The sequence below is a fragment of the Nostoc sp. DedQUE05 genome, from assembly GCF_034530955.1.
Classification (GTDB): domain Bacteria; phylum Cyanobacteriota; class Cyanobacteriia; order Cyanobacteriales; family Nostocaceae; genus Nostoc.
The window spans coordinates 46,925-63,408 of sequence record NZ_JAVRCB010000029.1; the positions used below are offsets into that span (position 1 = coordinate 46,925).

The window sequence follows — 16,484 nt, forward strand, 5'->3', positions numbered from 1 at the left end:
TGCCTTCTTAAGTAAAGTCAGCTAAGTTTTATCACTGTTACTGCCGTGATAAAACTTAGCAAATTGCATTATTACCTAATAGAATCTTAACTTTCTTTGGGCATTAGGCATTGGGAGTACTGAGTGCTGTTAGCGGAAAGCTAAGGTTTAGCCCGTGCTGAGTTAGGAGTTAAAAGTTAGGAGTTAAGAGTTAAGAGTTAGGAGTTTTGTTTATCTCCTTGTCCTCTTGTCCCCTCATCTCCCTGCCCCCTGCTCCTCTGCTCCCTTACTTCTTCCCCAATCCTCACTACCTAAAAATCAAAACAACTGTCATTAAGGGATTTTTTATTACCAGATACCGCTGGTAATGCCGTCTTTTCTACTGCCTCGACTAAAGAACGTGCAACTCTGTCTGCATAAGGACGGGATAAAGACCAAATCAGAGGTGATAACCAACCCCGTAACGTTACAGAATAAGATAAACAAGTACCACAAACCGTTGACTCTACTTGGTAAGTTACTCGTTCCTCTATTCCAGGAATCGCCATTACTCGGATACTCAGCATCTCTCTGGGATTGACGCGTTCCACAAAAATTCTGATGGGAATCGGCGAAAAGCGTGTTACAGCTTGAAAAATTAATCCTGGTTTGGGTACTAATCCGTGGGGAACATTAGTACTCTTAAGTTGTGGATGCCAAGAAACATCTGTTAAGTCAACCACTTTTTGCCACAGTTCATCTACAGAAGCAGAACTAATCTCTCGATATGTCCACACCAGAGAAGCGCAAAACCGACGACGTTTGCGGTGGATGAATTTGGATAACCAACCTTGCATTTTCCTAATCCTCCTCCCTAGATACTTTCTGGTAACTCTGGTATGGTGTACAACTACGAGCAATTGCTAAATTAAAACTTTCTCAAAAATGTCCTAAACATAGCAAGCCTCGATTTGGTAAAGACCCTAACAGCCGACATCAGCAATATGGCAAAGTTCTGAGTAGACCAGTCAAATCCTTGATACCTCAAGCTTAAGACTAAAATTTAGTCTTTATACCAGAATATTCCAATTCAGAATTTCAAAAAAAATTAATTCAATATACAAGCCTATACGCATTTGAGGGAAAATAACTCTAGTGATGCCCATCAATCGGATAAATGCCTAACCCAGGAAGAAAAAAGCGGGTTGGGCAAATAAAGCTAGATTGTTGGCGCTTGTTTCCCTCAAATTTTAAAATGAAAAATTTGTGGCTTTCTGGAAATTGTAATTTAGGTTCGGGAATCTATGTTGACCAACTCGCAAACACCAACTGTAGAAGCAGAATCATCAAAGTCTTTGCCAGCACCTGATGCCCAGACTAGGGTCAGTCAGTTTATGAAACAACTGCAAGACGAAATTACCGAATCATTAGCGAAACTAGATGGTGTGGCTAAATTTAATGAAGATAGTTGGGAACGCCCAGAAGGAGGGGGAGGGCGATCGCGCGTACTGCGAGAAGGTGCAATATTTGAACAAGCCGGTGTAAACTTTTCTGAAGTTCAGGGTTCCCATTTGCCACCTTCAATTTTAACCCAACGCCCAGAAGCCGCAGGGCATGGCTTTTATGCCACAGGGACTTCAATGGTATTACATCCTCGCAATCCTTATGTGCCCACAGTTCATCTCAATTATCGCTACTTTGAAGCGGGGCCAGTGTGGTGGTTTGGTGGCGGTCTAGACTTGACACCTTATTACCCCTTTGCTGAAGATGCGGCACATTTACACAAAACATTAAAGCAAGCTTGCGACCAACACCACCCAGAGTATTACCCGGTGTTTAAGCGCTGGTGTGATGAATATTTCTATCTCAAGCATCGTGATGAGACACGGGGTGTCGGTGGTCTATTTTTTGATTACCAAGATGGCCAAGGTGCTTTATACCGCGGCCCAAATCCCAGTGGGGAAGCTGCCATTTATAGCAACCAGGTAGGAACACCAGCAACCCGCAATTGGGAAGATTTGTTTGGCTTTGTACAAGGCTGTGGCAGAGCATTTTTACCAGCTTACGTACCAATTGTAGAACGGCGACATGGGATAGAGTATGGCGATCGCCAACGGAATTTTCAACTCTACCGCCGAGGACGGTATGTAGAATTTAACTTGGTTTATGACAGAGGTACTATTTTTGGTCTGCAAACCAATGGACGCACCGAATCAATTCTCATGTCCCTACCTCCTTTAGTGCGCTGGGAATACGGCTATCAACCGGAACCCAATTCCCCCGAAGCCGAGTTGTATGAAACCTTCCTTAAACCTCAAGATTGGATCAACTGGACACCACATTAATTGGGCATTGGGCATTGGTTATTAATTCTTTATCCCTCACTTCCTCATCTCCCCCACCTTTCTCATCTCCCTATGTCCCATGCCCCATGCCCTATTCCCAATGCCCTATTCTCCACTATTTTGGTGAGTTATAACTACTAAAGTTAAGCACTTAGCCGAAAAAGGTGACAAATTTAGCTATAGCTTGTTAATCTCAAGTGACAGCATTAGAAAATTCTGTCACCAGTTAATCTTAAAAGGAATGCCACGGGGAGGGCTTTAGTGATTCATATAGATCAAAAAACTTATACAACCCAAGACGGAAACACCGTTATCGTCTTGACACCATCAGGCCGTCTGGATATCACCACTGCTTGGCAATTTCGCCTGAAGTTACAAGAGTGTATTTCCAAACTCAGTCGCCATGTGGTTGTAAATCTGGCTCAAGTAAATTTTATTGATAGTTCTGGTCTTACATCTTTGGTAGCTGGAATGCGTGATGCTGATAAAGTCAAGGGCAGTTTCCGCATCTGTAATGTACATCCAGAAGCCAAACTCGTGTTTGAAGTGACGATGATGGATACTGTTTTTGAAATCTTTGAAACAGAAGAGGAAGCTTTAGAAGGTGTACCTCGCAGCATTGCTAGCTAAAAAACAGTTAGAAGTTAGGAGTGAGGAGTGAGGAGTGAGGAGTGAGGAGTTAATTCAAAATTCATAACTCATAACTCATAATTCATAACTTTATCTTATTGAATACTGATTTCGCTTGGTGTAGCGATAAGGCCCCATAATCGCTCCCCAGGTTGCTTTTCCAGTTGCGGGATCGATTCCTTTGTCGTAGCTGTGAAATTCTGTCGCTGTAGCTGCAAAACCTAAAGAAACATGGATGCTATTGCCAAGATAAGTAAAGCTACAACGAGTCTCTGGAAGTGGGGTAGCGGTAAACTTATAGCGATCGCCAGCTAGTTTCTCCTGAGTAACTGTTAGGATACAACCTGGTAGTAAATCTAATTGTTCGGATGTCAGTGTGTTTAATAGAGCAGGATTATCACCTGCGCCTTTTAATCCACCTGGATCTTGAGGCATATAATATTGAACTTCCACCGTTGCGTCAGAGTCGCTGCTTTGACGCAACCGGATAATTCGTTGGCGATAAGGTTGATCTAAGGTATTAACGTTAGCCTGTTCAGCAAATAAGGTGATGCTATCTTCTAGGAACAGATTAACTGGTCTTTGCCACAGACGGAGGTGGACATACCAAACTGGTTCTGCTATGGCTTGTTCCCGATTATCAAATTCACCAGCTAGGTACTCACCTAAAGCAATTAACTGTGGCGAGAAGTTCATAAGTACAATAAATAAATCATTAAGGATAATAATTTTCGGCTAATTTTTTAGGAGAAAAGGTCTGATCTCCTGTAGCTATCAGCTTATAAAATACTTCTAATGTGTATATATTGTAAATGAAACCGTTACCCGCTAAAAGCTCAACTTGGCAAAGTAGCCTTTAAGCGAGAAAATAAAGATACGTCGCCCTTAACATTTCTTTTTTCTTTGTGAATAACGTCCGTACAGTCTCTGATACAAAGCGAACTTTCTACAATCTTCACACCCGTCCGATCAACACTATTTATCGTCGGGTAGTAGAAGAATTGATGGTGGAAATGCATCTGCTGTCAGTAAATATCGATTTTAGCTACAATCCAATTTATGCCTTGGGTGTCGTCACTACTTTTGATCGCTTCATGGAAGGCTATCAACCAGAACGGGATCAAGAATCAATTTTTAACGCCTTATGTCAGGCTATAGAAACAGATCCGCAACAATATCGACAGGATGCCCAGAGATTGCAAGCTGTAGCTAAAGGTTTACCAGTTAAAGATTTAATTGGGTGGCTGGGTCAAACTACTTACTTAGATAGAGATGCTGACTTGCAAGCAACCCTACAAGCGATCGCCAATAATCCTAACTTTAAATACAACCGTTTGTTCGCAATTGGTGTATTTTCGTTATTAGAACAGTCAGATCCCGAATTAGTCAAAGACGAAAAGCAACTCACTGAGGCGCTAAAAGCGATCGCTGCTGGCTTGCATCTTTCTGATGACAAACTCAACAAGGATTTGGAGTTATACCGTTCTAACCTAGACAAAATGGCGCAAGCGCTAGTGGTGATGGCAGATATCCTCTCAGCCGATCGCAAAAAACGCGAGCAACGTAAACAACAATCAACTACTCCAGTTGCTCCTCCAAGTTCCAACGAATAGTTAGAATTTGGCAGTGATGAGTTAGGAGTTATGAGTGAGGAATTGTTAATAACTCCTAACTCCTAACTCTTTGCTTTATACGCCCAATATTTTGTAGATTAAGCTGTTAATTATAGTCAGCGTAAATGCCCCAATAACAGCACTCCAAATCCCATAACGCAAGCGAAAGCCCTCGACTAACCAAGCAGCAATACTAAAACAAACCACGGCAATCATAAATGTGAAAATGCCAGATAATAAGTCTAATGTGAGTAGATTTGGTACTGCAAAAATGAGGCTTAAAATTGGTCTGACTATTGCTGTCACGATACCAAGCACTGCGGCAGAAAGAAACGCTTTACCAGGAGTATCAATTTCAACTCCCAAAGGCAACTTACTAATTATCAACAAGCTGATAGCTGTTACGACCCAAACAATTAAAAGCGTTACGATGTTCATGCCACAACCCCTGATACTAATTAGTAGTTTGTAATTCGTAATTCAGACACACTGAAATACGCTTAATATAAGCGCTTTTCAATCTGTTAACCTATTTAGACATCCTTCTCCAATTTGGTATGAAATGTGGATGGTAATTGGTGATAAATTGCTCAATCTATAGGTGGAAAAATCTTTAAAGCTCAACCAATTATTTGTAAATTAGCAGTTTTTTTTTATCTAGCCGAAATTTATTCTAGATATCTTTAGGTTTGGGAAAAGACTTGCAGGGGAGGTGATGAATGGGGGACAAGGGGACAAGGGAGAAGAAGGAGTGGGGAGCAGGGGGAGAAATCAATTCAAAATTCAAAATTCAAAATTCAAACATTGTAGAACTTCTGCCTCCAGTCTCCTCTTTCCCAATGCCCAATGCCCCATGCCCCATGCCCAATTCCCCTTTCCCTATCTCATCTTTTAAGAGGAGGTTGGGTTTGTTTGGGTGCTACAGGCGCTTGAGGCGCTGGTGAGTTAGGAACTACGGGAGAAATGCCAGGATTGATAGGACTGATGCCTTGTCCAGCTGGAGGCTGAGTGATGCTAGGAAAGGGCACAGAATTAGGTGCTAAGGGGAATTTTGGGGTAATATTCCCTTCGGGATTGATTCCTGGTACTGCACCAGTTCCAGGATTGATTGGGAAAGAGGGGACAGTAGGCTGGTTAGGCGAGTTTATGGATGGTTGAGATGGGCCAGGAATAATTCCCAAAGAAACGCGATCGCCCCCTACTTGTCGTAGCAAATCTAATGTCTCAATCACATCATTGTAAGTTGCTGTGCGCGAAGCATTCAGCACAACAACAGCATTAGGGTTTGCTTGGAGATACTGTTTTAAACTCTGTCTCAAATCTTCCTGTTTTACAGGCTGTTTTTCTATGTAAGTATTGCCCACAGCATCGATGGTAACAATCACACTTCCACTTTGTGACGTTATTCCAGAGACTGTACTGGGGCTGGCTTTAGGCAAATCAACATTTATTGCCTGTTGCCGTGTAAATTGTAAAGCCGCTAATAAAAAAAATGTCAGGATACAAAAAACGACATCAATTAAAGGGATGATTTGAATTTGGACTTCTTCAATTGGAGTATGTAGATTAACTTTCATGTCTCATTCACAAACCTGGTTTGGGGGTTGAATTATTGACTATTAATTAGGTGTATTCGGGGGTTCAGGAGGTTCAGAAACTCTAGTCTTTCCTGGCTTGCGGGGTGGAGTGAAATTTTCTGGCACAATTGCTGATGTCCTATTGCTAAAGTCAGGAGGAGACTGGCGATAGAGCAATTCCATCTCATTCCCTGCCTTCCGAAAAACTTTGACTTGGTTGACTACAAAACTTTGAAATAGACGGTAAAATACCAAACTAATGATGGCAACTATTAGCCCACTTGCCGTACTAATTAAGGATTCACCAATACCAGTAGTCACCCCAGCGGTAGATTCAGTTCCCAAATCGCCAATCCGAATTGAGCGCAGAGAGTGGATTAAACCCAAAACTGTACCCAACAATCCTAGCAACGGCGCTAGAGCAATCACCGCTTCTAAAAGTTTTTCGCCCCTACGCATCCCAGCTAATTCGTCTTCTGCTGTAGCCTCCAGTGCTAGTCGAAAAGTTTCCGCATCAGTTTTGGCAAAACGTAGAGGGGCGTAGAGAAAACGCCCGACAGGCTGATGGCTTGCAAGTCTAGCCATGTCCGCAGCTACTTCCCAATTATCCTGGGCAGCATCTAAGACGCGATCGACTATTTGCTTTTCCTGAGTCAAAATTCGCAACCAGAACCACATACGCTCGAAAATGACGCTCAAAGCCAGAATCGACAAAATGAGTAAAGGCCACATAGCTGGCCCACCCTTGTAAAACAAATCTAAAATATCCACTGTTTAAATTTCCTCCCTCCAGGACTAAAGCAAATGTATTAAGGCATTTTAATTCTAGAGATTAATGCAAAATGAGGGACTTCCAAAATATAAATTTCTCGAAAACCTAAAAAAACAGTGCAAGGATCATGTATTTGACTGAGACTGCTGTACTAATTTGCTGCTGGGTAGGCAATCGAATCATAGACCGGTAATTTTTGGCATACTTTTGCTAGACTTCCTTGTAATACCAATTTGAAAAAAGAATGCAATACATAGATAAGACCTTACCCAACCCTCTATAAGGCTTTGGGGAGGGTGTGCGTCAGTAAGCGTGGGCATCTGGTCGCAAACATTTTTTAAATTGATATAACCTGAAATTTGATTACAGGATATTTTCACGTAAAGGAGAAAAATTTTGGCAGCAGTCCGAGTCCGCCAGCATGTTAATCCACTTGGTAAAAAGTATCAAACACCAGCAAGTCCCCAAGACTTGGAAGAAATTTATGCAAAGCCAAATCAACCACTACATTTAGATATTGGCTGCGCTAAGGGACTGTTTTTGTTGAATATGGCCAAGATAGAATCTAACTGGAATTTTCTCGGCTTGGAAATTCGAGAACCGCTGGTGGTGGAGGCGAATAAGTTACGTTCTGAATTAGGTTTAACAAACCTGCACTATTTATTTTGCAACGTGAATAACTCATTGCACTCACTTTTATCTTCCCTGCCTCCAGAAAGTTTACAACGCGTCACTATTCAATTTCCCGATCCTTGGTTTAAAACCCGCCACGCTAAACGTCGTGTAGTCCAACCAGAACTAGTGGCAGACTTAGCTAAGTATCTTGCGGTTGGAGGGTTGGTATTTTTGCAATCAGATATGGAATTTGTGGCTGTGGAAATGCGCGATCGCTTTGCAGCTAATTCAGCTTTTCAGAAAGTTGGTACAGAAGAATGGTTGGCTGAAAACCCCTTACCAGTCTCCACAGAAAGGGAAATAGGTACGCAAAAAAAAGGTGAACCTATTTATCGGGCTTTGTTTGAAAGAGTGAAAACTACAGAATAGAGATGTTTATAATACCAACTCTATTTCCCAATTTTGAATTTGAAGTTTTATTGAGCAGCCTTATAAATATTTGTTAATATTACTTAAGTATTGCTTATTATCTTTTTATTAAACATTGCCCAAGATTAGAAAATTTTTTGGGACATAAATGTTTTATTAATGGCCACAACTCTGCAGTTGAAGTGATTGATAGAGATATAAACTTTATCAATAAATAGTTATAAGTAAAACTTTCAAGTTATTGTTTAGTGACATAAAAGGTTTATTTATATCTACTTATAAATTTTCAAAACATAATTAAATCATTATTACTATGCTTAAAATGTATACAGATTAGGTAATTGCAGTCCTTAGTGATTCCGCCTATATCTAGTTATATATTCAGAGGAAAATCACAATGAAAAGGAATAAAAAGAATTCAGATTTTCAATTGGACATTAGCAATCTGATTGATAATGCTGTTAGCAATGCACTAGTACGACGAAACCCAAATCAGGATTCAGAAGATGCTTTGCTAACTCTGTCTGATGAAGAAATGGCAAACGTTGCAGGTGGTTTTACAACGGTTACAACATTGAATCCAACCATTGCAGGTGGTATTAGTGTAAAACCGACTAATGATATTCTTGTGATAAAACCGATTATTTGTGGACTAATTGCACAAGACCAGAACTTGATCTCTTGATCTGAAAGCACAAGTCTTTGAAATGACCAATCAGTATTAAACTCTTGGACATTTAATTTGCTTATTTAGGTTGATGGAGAAGAGTCCGACCCAAAATTAGCTGTCAATCTCCATCAGCTTAAAAATACAATTCACTATAGGTTCAATTTATGGAAGACATCGCTACTGAAAAGACTACACTTTGCCCTAGTGCAAGACCAGAATGGCAAGACAGTGTTGTTTTCGGCGTCGTTGGTGGCACAGTCACAGAACCCCGCGTAGCTTATCTTAAGCACCCCCAACCTGTCACAGATGAACTAATAGCAAAGGCTAGTCCAGTAACACCCACTGAAATTTTTCGGACGGCTGCACCCTGTGCAACTAAGGGTTGTCAACATTTTGATGGTAAAGATTGTCGTCTGGCAATGCGAGTTGTAGAAAACTTGCCAAAGGTAGTAGAGGATTTACCACCTTGTTCCATACGCCGAGATTGTCAGCGGACTTGCCCTTCTCTTGTGTGGAGAAACAGTTGAGTGCCGGGACGCATATGGCGCTTGAGAGTAATCATTAGGTCGATGGAGCGCAGGATTGTTTCTTTGGTATTAGGAGCTGCGATCGCAATATAGATTCCTGGTTGAACAGCAGTTCCTTGCCAGAATTTGCCCACTTTCGGGTTGATAAATTTAACTTGTTGAAGATAGTGTTGAAATTCCTCTGTCGAAAGAGAATGCCCCAGAATTTTGTTGAACTGTTGTAGAGTCACTAACTGAGCTAATATATCTTGCGCCATGAATGTCTACATCTTTTGCTAATTTTGCAAAGTTAATAGATAAAAATTCGGGATTATCAGGAATAACTGCCGATTTCAGGTCATTAATCAAAATTTTGGAACCTTGAGTCTGTTCAGTGCTGTTTTGTTCAAAATTGCTGGGTTTTGGTAGTGTGGATAATCCCATCTGTTTGAGCAGTCGTTTGATATGGCGATCGCTTACCTCAATCCCAAATTCTTTCGCTAGATGTTTCCCCAGCCAGTTTGTTGTCCATCGCCTAAAAGAATACCCATGATCGCGGGGACTACTTTTAATCAGTTCTTTCAAACGTTCTAAATACTCGTCATTTATTGCCTTCGGGCGACCAATAGGGCAATCTTGCCATTGGTGCGCCATCCCTGTTCGGGCTATGTGCATCCAATGCCTTGCTGTTGCTGGACAACACCCCAAAATTTGACAAATTTCAGTTTGGGTTTTTCCATCATCTGCCAACAACATGATTTCAATACGTTGTTGGTAAGATTCGGGTAAAGTTTTTTCCAAACTTGCTAACAGTAATTTCCGTTGAAATGATGTTAAATACTTACTGTTAGTTACATTTATGTATTTTGTTTCAATTTTACTTTGGCAGTCCGACATATACGTATAATTAACTAGATTGGTGGACACACAAATATTTTTTAAACGATGCAAAATTTGGCAATATCCTAATTCTAGAGATATTGCAAAAACTAATTTTTTTTGCAGATGTAATACTTATTACTATTTGTTTTTTATTTTATGCAATCAATAATTGAGTTAAGTAATATATTTGACAACAGTTTTTAAACATTCCTTTTGTCAGTCTATATTAGGCTACAAATCCAATTTGTAAATTCCGAAAATAGTCGTTAAATTTTAGTAAATTTTTTGTAAATATAAATTTATTTTGAGCAGAGAAAAAAGTGATAACGGAGTCGCCATTACCACGGATAAAAATTCGTTTTAGAGATCGCATACGTAAAGGCACAATATATTTATTGTGCCTCAATAATGAACTGTATTCCCTATATATGAAAATTGCTGTAACCGCTTAAACTTCTAGCAAAGGAAGGGTGACGGTAAAAGTTGTACCTACTCCAACTTGGCTATTAACTACAATTTCGCCCCCATGTGCATCGACACATTTTTTGGCGATCGCTAGCCCCAAGCCAGTACCAGGTATGTTTCCCACATTGTCCGCCCGTCGGAAAGGCTGAAACAATCGTTTTTGGTTTTCTTGAGGAATACCAATTCCCCAATCTTGAACTTTGAAAATTACCGCTTTTTCCTGACCAATTAATTCAAAGCGTACTATGCCGCCCGGTAGTGAATACTTAATAGCATTACTAAGTAAATTGCCCAAAATGTGCCGCAGTAAGCTTTCATCCCATAAAGCGTCATCTAATTGCCCAAAACTGGCAAATACCAAAGTCAGATGCTTATCATTTGCAATCAATCGAACTTCATCGACCATTTGGCGGCAAAAAGCTTCTAAATCTAAGCAGATGACTTCAAAACCCATGTTACCAGAATCAGCTTTGCCGATGAATGTAACTTCATCCAATAGCTTTGCCATGTTTTTAATTGCTGACCGAATCATTTTCAAATGATTCTGTTTTTTCTCTTTGGTTAATCTTTCATCCTGATTTTGTAGCAATCCAGCAGCCAAGAGAATAGTATTTAGCGGATTGCGGATGTCATGGGAGAGCATTGAGACAAATTCAGATTTGAACTGGTTGAGTTCATTGGCTTTTACGAGTTCCGCAGTTCGTTCTTCAACCCTAGTTTGTAACGTTTCATTGACAGTGCGTAATGATTCTAAAACCTGCTTGCGCTCGATCGCATAACGCAAAGAGCGAACCAACACATCTACATTTACCTGTCGCTTGACTAGATAATCTTGCGCTCCTTGCCGCACTGCTTCAATTGCTAGTTCTTCGTCATTAGTATTTGTTAAAACAACAATCGGTATACTTGGCGCTCGATCAATCAGAGGAGGTAGAGATGACAATCCTTGGCTATCAGGTAGAGTTAAATCTAATAAAATAACATCATAATTACATTGATTTAATTCCTGAAGTGCTTCACCCAATCGCGTCACATGAACCAGAGTAAACTCTTGGGATTGGGCTTGCGTCAGAAACTCTTGTAACAACCTAGCAGAAGCTAGGTTGTCTTCAATTAACAAGATTTTTACTGAGTAGCTTACAACCATAACTTTGGGTTTCACCCCCTATTGCTCCTCTATCTTGTCATTAGTCATTAGTCATTAGTCATTTGTCATTAGTTCTTCTTCCCCTGCCTCCCCTTCCCCCTGCTCCCTGCTCCCTGCCCCCTGCCTTACTCCGATGGTAGCGTCACAGTAGAGAGCCAAAAATCTTCAATACTCTTGACGATTTGGAATAGCTGGCTAAGGTTGCGAGATTTAGTGATGTAGCAATTCACATGTAAATCGTAGCTGTGAAAAATATCATCCTCGTTTTTTGAGGTTGTTAGCACAACAACTGGAATACGCTTTAGTAGTGGGTCGGCTTTTATTTCCGCCAGCACTTCTCGACCATCTTTTTTAGGCAAGTTTAAATCCAGCAGAATAAGGTCAGGGCGTGCTGCATCAGCATATTCACCTTCTTGGCGTAAATAAGCCATAGCATCTATGCCATCCCTGACCGTTACCACTTGGTAGGGCACTGAACTATTTTTCAACGCTTCTTGGATTAAGCGAATGTCAGCTTTATTGTCCTCGACCAAAAAGATGGTTTTGTGTCTTTCTCCCGTTTCTACGCTCAAGTTCGCGTCCTCCAACTGGAATCGTAAAGTAGAAGGTTGCGCCTTCACCTAGTTCTGACTCTACCCAGATCCGCCCCCGGTGACATTCGACAATCTTCTTACAGATGGCTAAACCCATACCTGTACCAGTATATTCATCCCGCGTGTGTAAGCGCTGAAAAATTACGAAAATGCGATCGCTAAATTTCGGATCAATGCCAATACCATTATCCCGAACTGAGAAGAGCCATGCATCTTCTATCCTTTCTGCTCCCAGATGAATTTGTGGGGGCTGGTCACTGTGGAATTTAATCGCGTTACCGATGAGGTTTTGGAATAGCTGCATCAGTTGGGTGCTGTCAGCCATAACTACGGGTAAGGGATCGTGGGTGATAATAGCGCCAGTTTCATTAATGCGTTGACGCAAATTGCCCAACGCCCGACTTAAGGCTTTCTCTACCTCGGTCATTTGAAATGCGATCGCCTGCATATCCACTTTCGAGTATGCTAGTACGTCATCAATCAACGTCTGCATCAGGCTAACTCCCTGCACAGCGTAGCTAATAAACTCCTGAGCATCTTCGTCAAGTTCTTCGCTATAGCGCATCTCTAACAGTTGCACGTAATTCACAACTTGATTGAGCGGTTCTTGCAAGTCATGGGAGGCAACGTAGGCAAACTTTTTCAGTTCGGCGTTAGAACGTTCTAAATCTTGCGCTAACTGGGCTAGTTCATCGGCTTGACGCAGCACAATATTAACAATTGCTTTCCGCAGTTCCAATGCTGCTTTAACTTCTACATCTTTCCAAGGTAAAGATGTTAAGCGAACTGTTTCTTTCCACAGTTCAAATGATTTCCGTGGACACAAGCGGACATTTCCTTCTGATTGGTTAACTTCAAACGCCTTATTAGGATCTCCACCCCAATTTACAGTTTGAATTACTTCTGGTCGGAACCACAGAACATAATTGCGCTTGGCGATGGGAATAGCTAATAAACCACTGGCGACATTTTTAAAACTTTCGGCATCTGGATAAATCTGTGGCAAAGAATCTGTATAGAAAACTTCTTCTTCAACATTATTTTTTAGCCATTGGACTAAAAAATTCAGGTCTTCTTCTCTAGGGGTTTCACCAACTACCGTACAATTTCCCCCAAAACAAACGGCTGCACCTTGAGCGCTGGCCAAATCTAAAAGATGTTGAGGGTTTTTAACTAAACCATCAATGAAGTTTTCTTCTTGAGACATGTATTCAATCAAGATTGATTGAAGGTGTGTCAGATTTATCCGGTGATAGTAGTCTTCTGTCTCTTCTCTAGCTGAAATTTCTGCGAATATGACTCGTCCCAAAAATTCGCAAGCTTTACGCAATTCGTAGGAAACATGTTTAGGGGATTGATGATGACAAGCAATTAGTCCCCAGAGTTTTTGGTCTTTAATTAAAGAGATCGTAAGCGAAGCACCAACACCCATATTATGCAAGTACTCTGTATGACAGGAAGCAGCACTTCTGAGAATAGAGTTGGTTAAATTAATCGGGCGATCGCTAATTGGATTATTGACAGGAAACAGCTTGACTGGCTGGGAATAAGCATCCGGGATAATTCTGATCGAATTAGCAGCAAATAACTTTCTCGCTGGTTTGGGAATATCTGACTCTGGATAATGCAGCCCTAAATATGGTTCTAAGCTTTCTAGCTTTTCTTCAGCGACAACGGAACCATGCCCATCATCATCGAATTTATATAACATTACCCTGTCAAATTCCGTTATTTTCCGAACTTCTTGAACGATAACTTGACAAAAGTCCCGGAGATTTGCTGTTTTTTCTAGTTGGTTTATAGATGCTCTAGCTAGATGATAAAAGCTTAAAAATGGGATATTTTCTTGAGTAAGAGCAGGTTCTAACTCCAAGATTAAAAATCCTTCTGTATTGCGATGAAATACTGCATCAAATACTACGTATTCATCACCTTTTTTTCGCACCCAAACTTTGGTGGGATTAATAAAATCAAGATTTTCCCCGGATAGCCCTGTTTTAATTCTCTCTATTTGAAAGGGATCTAGTAAATCTTCTAGTTTTTTATGTAACATATTTTCGGGAGCAATTCCGAAAATCTTTAGCGTATTAGTGCTAACTTGTAATATTTTTAGCTCAGGCTCCTCCAAGACTAACAGGACACCATGAGGCTGAATTTGGCTAGAAATATGAATTGGTGCCTCTTTCAAGCTAATTAAATTAATACCTGGCAATTGTAAGTTCATTTCCATGACGATCCTCCTGTGTTGTCCGGGAGCATCAAAACTAGAGTATCTATAATAATGCAGAATGATGAATGTAAAAATTTTATAATTTTCCATTCATTATTTTTACTTAGTATCTAATTTCCCATGCCCTTGTGTTGCGTTTTGCAGCCTTAGTTTAATCTGCTTGCGCTTTGAAAAGTCTAACAGTGACTAAAGTTACATAGCGATAAGAAATGTGAAAACCATGTGATTGAACAATTCTATATATATGTAGCAATGTTAACGAACAGAATTCAGCAGCCAAAAGCCAGAATATTTTTTCAGGGAAGCAAGCTACAGAATTTAATTCTGCTTAAATGACGGATAGTGCAGCGATCGCCCCAGAGCAGCTTGATTCTGACTCTTGAATTCAAATCCAAGAGTTAAACCACATTCGCAGCTTGTAACCGTTAGGAGAAAGGGGTAAACCCAAATAAATGGGCATCCAGAAAATAAAAGCAGCCAGAATGATAAAAGTAATGGTGACACCTAGCGCTCGGAGTTGTTGATAATAACTGCAAAGACACCGATCGACAAACCAAGCGATCGCTAAAAATACAAACACCACTGCACACATATAGTGGTAGATAAAAACACACCTTGTCACTTTCACCCAAGGTAATAAGTTAGCAGCATAATTTATAACTAAATACAAAGCAATCCAAGTATCAACACTCAGGGTTGCAGGCATAGAAAAACGCTTTTCTTTCACCCAAGGAATTACCGCTTGTGACACCAGCATCCCTACTAAAAACAACATAGCAGCAACACCAAACCACCACAAAAATGGATTCCCCATTGCATGGACATCATAAATAACTTGTCCAGCACCAGCAGGTAAAGGCGGCCCCATCACAGGTAAGGGTTCGCTGATACTTTCAGCCGTTTGATAATAATATGCCATTGGTCGAGTCATCAAAGGCCATTTATACCAAGCAGCACAGTAAGGATGTACGTTAGGACTATTACCACCTAGATGTAAATGAAACTTCAAAATTTGCTGATGTACTGCAATAAATCCATAAGTTTTATCTAGTTGAAGGTGAGGAATCCAGATGATGCTATAGATAAAAGCTGGGATAATTCCTAGATAAAACAGCATTTGAAAAATATTTAGCTGAATTAAATTTTGTAGTGGTGATTGAGATGAGGAAGATGAAAGCAATGAGGGAGAATAAGTAGAAACTCCTGCCTCCAGACTCCTGCTTCCTGCCGACGCTCGCGGACTCGCTAACGCGGCGCTATCCTGCCTCCTGTCTTCTGACTCCTGACTTTCGCCTCCTGCCTCCTGTTCTAATGAAAGGGATTTAAAAAAGAATTTGGAGTTAGAGAAAGAATGTATCAAATAAATTATCCAAGCTGCTATCCAAATGAGATAAGCACCTGATAGGAACCATAAACCATTCCACTTAGTACCAACTGAGGCACCAAAACCAATGCCAGCAAAAACTAACCAAAAAGAACGTCGACGATTTTGATTATCTAATGCCAATAATAAAAACCAGTGCCCTAACAAACCAAAAATGACGATATAAACATTACTTAAAGCATACCGAGACTCAACTAGAAAAATACCATCACAAGCTGTGAATAATCCTGCAAGTATTGCAAAGGTACGACGATAACTTAACTGATAAGCGATCGCAGCCACAACTACAGGAATAAATGAGCCTGTGAGGGCATTGAACCAACGATAAGTCCAAGGCGATCGCAATGATCCTGTTAATCCATTAACCGTATCGTGCCAAAAAGGAATGTGACTGCCAATCCAAATGCCGATGCCGATCATATATTGACTTAGCGGCGGATGAGCATTAAAAAATGGCGTATGCGTAAGATAATTATTACCAAATTTGGCAAAGTAAACTTCATCAAATACCAGAGTGTTGAATCGCTCTAGCCCCCAAAACCTTAAGGCGAGTGAGAAAAGAAATACACTCACCATCCCAATTCGGAACCACTTTTTAGTCATTTGTCATTTGTCATTTGTCATTGGGCATGGGGAATAGGGAATGAGTCTTTGATACTCGCCGATGA

17 protein-coding genes are annotated in these 16,484 nt (G+C 40.6%); 6 read left to right on the plus strand and 11 right to left on the minus strand.

The window, feature by feature from the left end:
* Positions 1-290: 290 nt before the first annotated feature.
* On the minus strand, positions 291-815 hold the full coding sequence (locus tag RMZ42_RS21210; RefSeq protein WP_322673260.1) for an SRPBCC family protein: 525 nt from the start codon (positions 813-815) through the stop codon (positions 291-293).
* A 447-nt stretch (positions 816-1,262) separates the two neighbouring features.
* On the opposite strand from RMZ42_RS21210, the gene hemF reads away from it, so the two are divergent.
* Together hemF and RMZ42_RS21220 are read left to right on the plus strand one after the other, a co-directional pair.
* A complete protein-coding gene (gene hemF, locus RMZ42_RS21215) occupies positions 1,263-2,303 on the plus strand; it encodes an oxygen-dependent coproporphyrinogen oxidase (RefSeq protein WP_322673261.1) in 1,041 nt (346 codons plus the stop codon).
* 261 nt (positions 2,304-2,564) lie between these two features.
* Positions 2,565-2,933: an STAS domain-containing protein gene (locus tag RMZ42_RS21220; RefSeq protein ID WP_094351701.1), complete on the plus strand. Its 369-nt coding sequence runs from the start codon at positions 2,565-2,567 to the stop codon at positions 2,931-2,933.
* Positions 2,934-3,023: 90 nt separating this feature from the next.
* Here the strand turns inward: RMZ42_RS21220 and RMZ42_RS21225 are convergent, their stop codons facing one another.
* Positions 3,024-3,629, minus strand: a complete 606-nt coding sequence (locus RMZ42_RS21225; RefSeq protein ID WP_322673262.1) for a chromophore lyase CpcT/CpeT — start codon at positions 3,627-3,629, stop codon at positions 3,024-3,026.
* A 209-nt stretch (positions 3,630-3,838) separates the two neighbouring features.
* On the opposite strand from RMZ42_RS21225, the gene psb29 reads away from it, so the two are divergent.
* Positions 3,839-4,546 (plus strand): photosystem II biogenesis protein Psp29, encoded by a 708-nt coding sequence (gene psb29 / locus RMZ42_RS21230; protein ID WP_322673263.1) that lies wholly within the window; start codon positions 3,839-3,841, stop codon positions 4,544-4,546.
* A 75-nt stretch (positions 4,547-4,621) separates the two neighbouring features.
* Here the strand turns inward: psb29 and RMZ42_RS21235 are convergent, their stop codons facing one another.
* The 3 genes from RMZ42_RS21235 to RMZ42_RS21245 all read right to left on the minus strand — a co-directional run bounded on the left by RMZ42_RS21235 (position 4,622) and on the right by RMZ42_RS21245 (position 6,894).
* A complete protein-coding gene (locus RMZ42_RS21235; RefSeq protein ID WP_289798955.1) occupies positions 4,622-4,984 on the minus strand; it encodes a phage holin family protein in 363 nt (120 codons plus the stop codon).
* 446 nt (positions 4,985-5,430) lie between these two features.
* Positions 5,431-6,123, minus strand: a complete 693-nt coding sequence (locus tag RMZ42_RS21240) for an ExbD/TolR family protein (protein WP_322673264.1) — start codon at positions 6,121-6,123, stop codon at positions 5,431-5,433.
* 42 nt (positions 6,124-6,165) lie between these two features.
* Entirely contained in the window at positions 6,166-6,894 is a 729-nt protein-coding gene (locus RMZ42_RS21245; RefSeq protein WP_322673265.1) for a MotA/TolQ/ExbB proton channel family protein, read from the minus strand.
* A gap of 397 nt (positions 6,895-7,291) precedes the next feature.
* On the opposite strand from RMZ42_RS21245, the gene trmB reads away from it, so the two are divergent.
* The 3 genes from trmB (at position 7,292) to RMZ42_RS21260 (ending at position 9,136) form a co-directional block, all read left to right on the plus strand.
* Positions 7,292-7,939, plus strand: coding sequence for a tRNA (guanosine(46)-N7)-methyltransferase TrmB (gene trmB, locus RMZ42_RS21250; RefSeq protein ID WP_322673266.1), 648 nt, complete (start codon positions 7,292-7,294; stop codon positions 7,937-7,939).
* Between the two features lie 397 nt (positions 7,940-8,336).
* Positions 8,337-8,624 (plus strand): hypothetical protein, encoded by a 288-nt coding sequence (locus RMZ42_RS21255; protein ID WP_322673267.1) that lies wholly within the window; start codon positions 8,337-8,339, stop codon positions 8,622-8,624.
* A 149-nt stretch (positions 8,625-8,773) separates the two neighbouring features.
* Complete coding sequence (locus RMZ42_RS21260; RefSeq protein WP_322673268.1) at positions 8,774-9,136, plus strand: nitrogen fixation protein; 363 nt, start codon at positions 8,774-8,776, stop codon at positions 9,134-9,136.
* On the opposite strand, the gene RMZ42_RS21265 is transcribed toward RMZ42_RS21260, so the two are convergent.
* From RMZ42_RS21265 to RMZ42_RS21290, 6 genes are all read right to left on the minus strand, one after another.
* Positions 9,097-9,270, minus strand: a complete 174-nt coding sequence (locus RMZ42_RS21265) for a hypothetical protein (RefSeq protein ID WP_322673269.1) — start codon at positions 9,268-9,270, stop codon at positions 9,097-9,099. The two genes, RMZ42_RS21260 and RMZ42_RS21265, sit on opposite strands and share 40 nt — an antisense overlap.
* Positions 9,271-9,286: 16 nt before the next feature.
* Positions 9,287-10,012 (minus strand): helix-turn-helix domain-containing protein, encoded by a 726-nt coding sequence (locus RMZ42_RS21270; protein ID WP_322673270.1) that lies wholly within the window; start codon positions 10,010-10,012, stop codon positions 9,287-9,289.
* A gap of 433 nt (positions 10,013-10,445) precedes the next feature.
* Entirely contained in the window at positions 10,446-11,609 is a 1,164-nt protein-coding gene (locus RMZ42_RS21275) for a hybrid sensor histidine kinase/response regulator (protein WP_322673271.1), read from the minus strand.
* 125 nt (positions 11,610-11,734) lie between these two features.
* Positions 11,735-12,181 carry a response regulator gene (locus RMZ42_RS21280; protein ID WP_322673272.1) on the minus strand — a complete coding sequence of 149 codons (447 nt, stop codon included), beginning with the start codon at positions 12,179-12,181 and terminating at the stop codon, positions 11,735-11,737.
* Complete coding sequence (locus RMZ42_RS21285; RefSeq protein WP_322673273.1) at positions 12,126-14,432, minus strand: ATP-binding protein; 2,307 nt, start codon at positions 14,430-14,432, stop codon at positions 12,126-12,128. The genes RMZ42_RS21280 and RMZ42_RS21285 overlap by 56 nt, the downstream gene beginning before the upstream one ends.
* 385 nt (positions 14,433-14,817) lie before the next feature.
* Positions 14,818-16,419, minus strand: a complete 1,602-nt coding sequence (locus RMZ42_RS21290; protein ID WP_322673274.1) for a dolichyl-phosphate-mannose--protein mannosyltransferase — start codon at positions 16,417-16,419, stop codon at positions 14,818-14,820.
* Between the last annotated feature and the right edge of the window lie 65 nt (positions 16,420-16,484).

Bases quoted from the DNA above. Each gene is read 5' to 3' on its own strand.
- RMZ42_RS21210 (WP_322673260.1), bottom strand. From the start codon at position 815: ATGCAAGGTTGGTTATCCAAATTCATCCACCGCAAACGTCGTCGGTTT.
- hemF (WP_322673261.1), top strand. From the start codon at position 1,263: ATGTTGACCAACTCGCAAACACCAACTGTAGAAGCAGAATCATCAAAG.
- RMZ42_RS21225 (WP_322673262.1), bottom strand. From the start codon at position 3,629: ATGAACTTCTCGCCACAGTTAATTGCTTTAGGTGAGTACCTAGCTGGT.
- RMZ42_RS21235 (WP_289798955.1), bottom strand. From the start codon at position 4,984: ATGAACATCGTAACGCTTTTAATTGTTTGGGTCGTAACAGCTATCAGC.
- RMZ42_RS21240 (WP_322673264.1), bottom strand. From the start codon at position 6,123: ATGAAAGTTAATCTACATACTCCAATTGAAGAAGTCCAAATTCAAATC.
- RMZ42_RS21255 (WP_322673267.1), top strand. From the start codon at position 8,337: ATGAAAAGGAATAAAAAGAATTCAGATTTTCAATTGGACATTAGCAAT.
- RMZ42_RS21260 (WP_322673268.1), top strand. From the start codon at position 8,774: ATGGAAGACATCGCTACTGAAAAGACTACACTTTGCCCTAGTGCAAGA.
- RMZ42_RS21270 (WP_322673270.1), bottom strand. From the start codon at position 10,012: ATGTCGGACTGCCAAAGTAAAATTGAAACAAAATACATAAATGTAACT.
- RMZ42_RS21275 (WP_322673271.1), bottom strand. From the start codon at position 11,609: ATGGTTGTAAGCTACTCAGTAAAAATCTTGTTAATTGAAGACAACCTA.
- RMZ42_RS21285 (WP_322673273.1), bottom strand. From the start codon at position 14,432: ATGGAAATGAACTTACAATTGCCAGGTATTAATTTAATTAGCTTGAAA.
- RMZ42_RS21290 (WP_322673274.1), bottom strand. From the start codon at position 16,419: ATGACTAAAAAGTGGTTCCGAATTGGGATGGTGAGTGTATTTCTTTTC.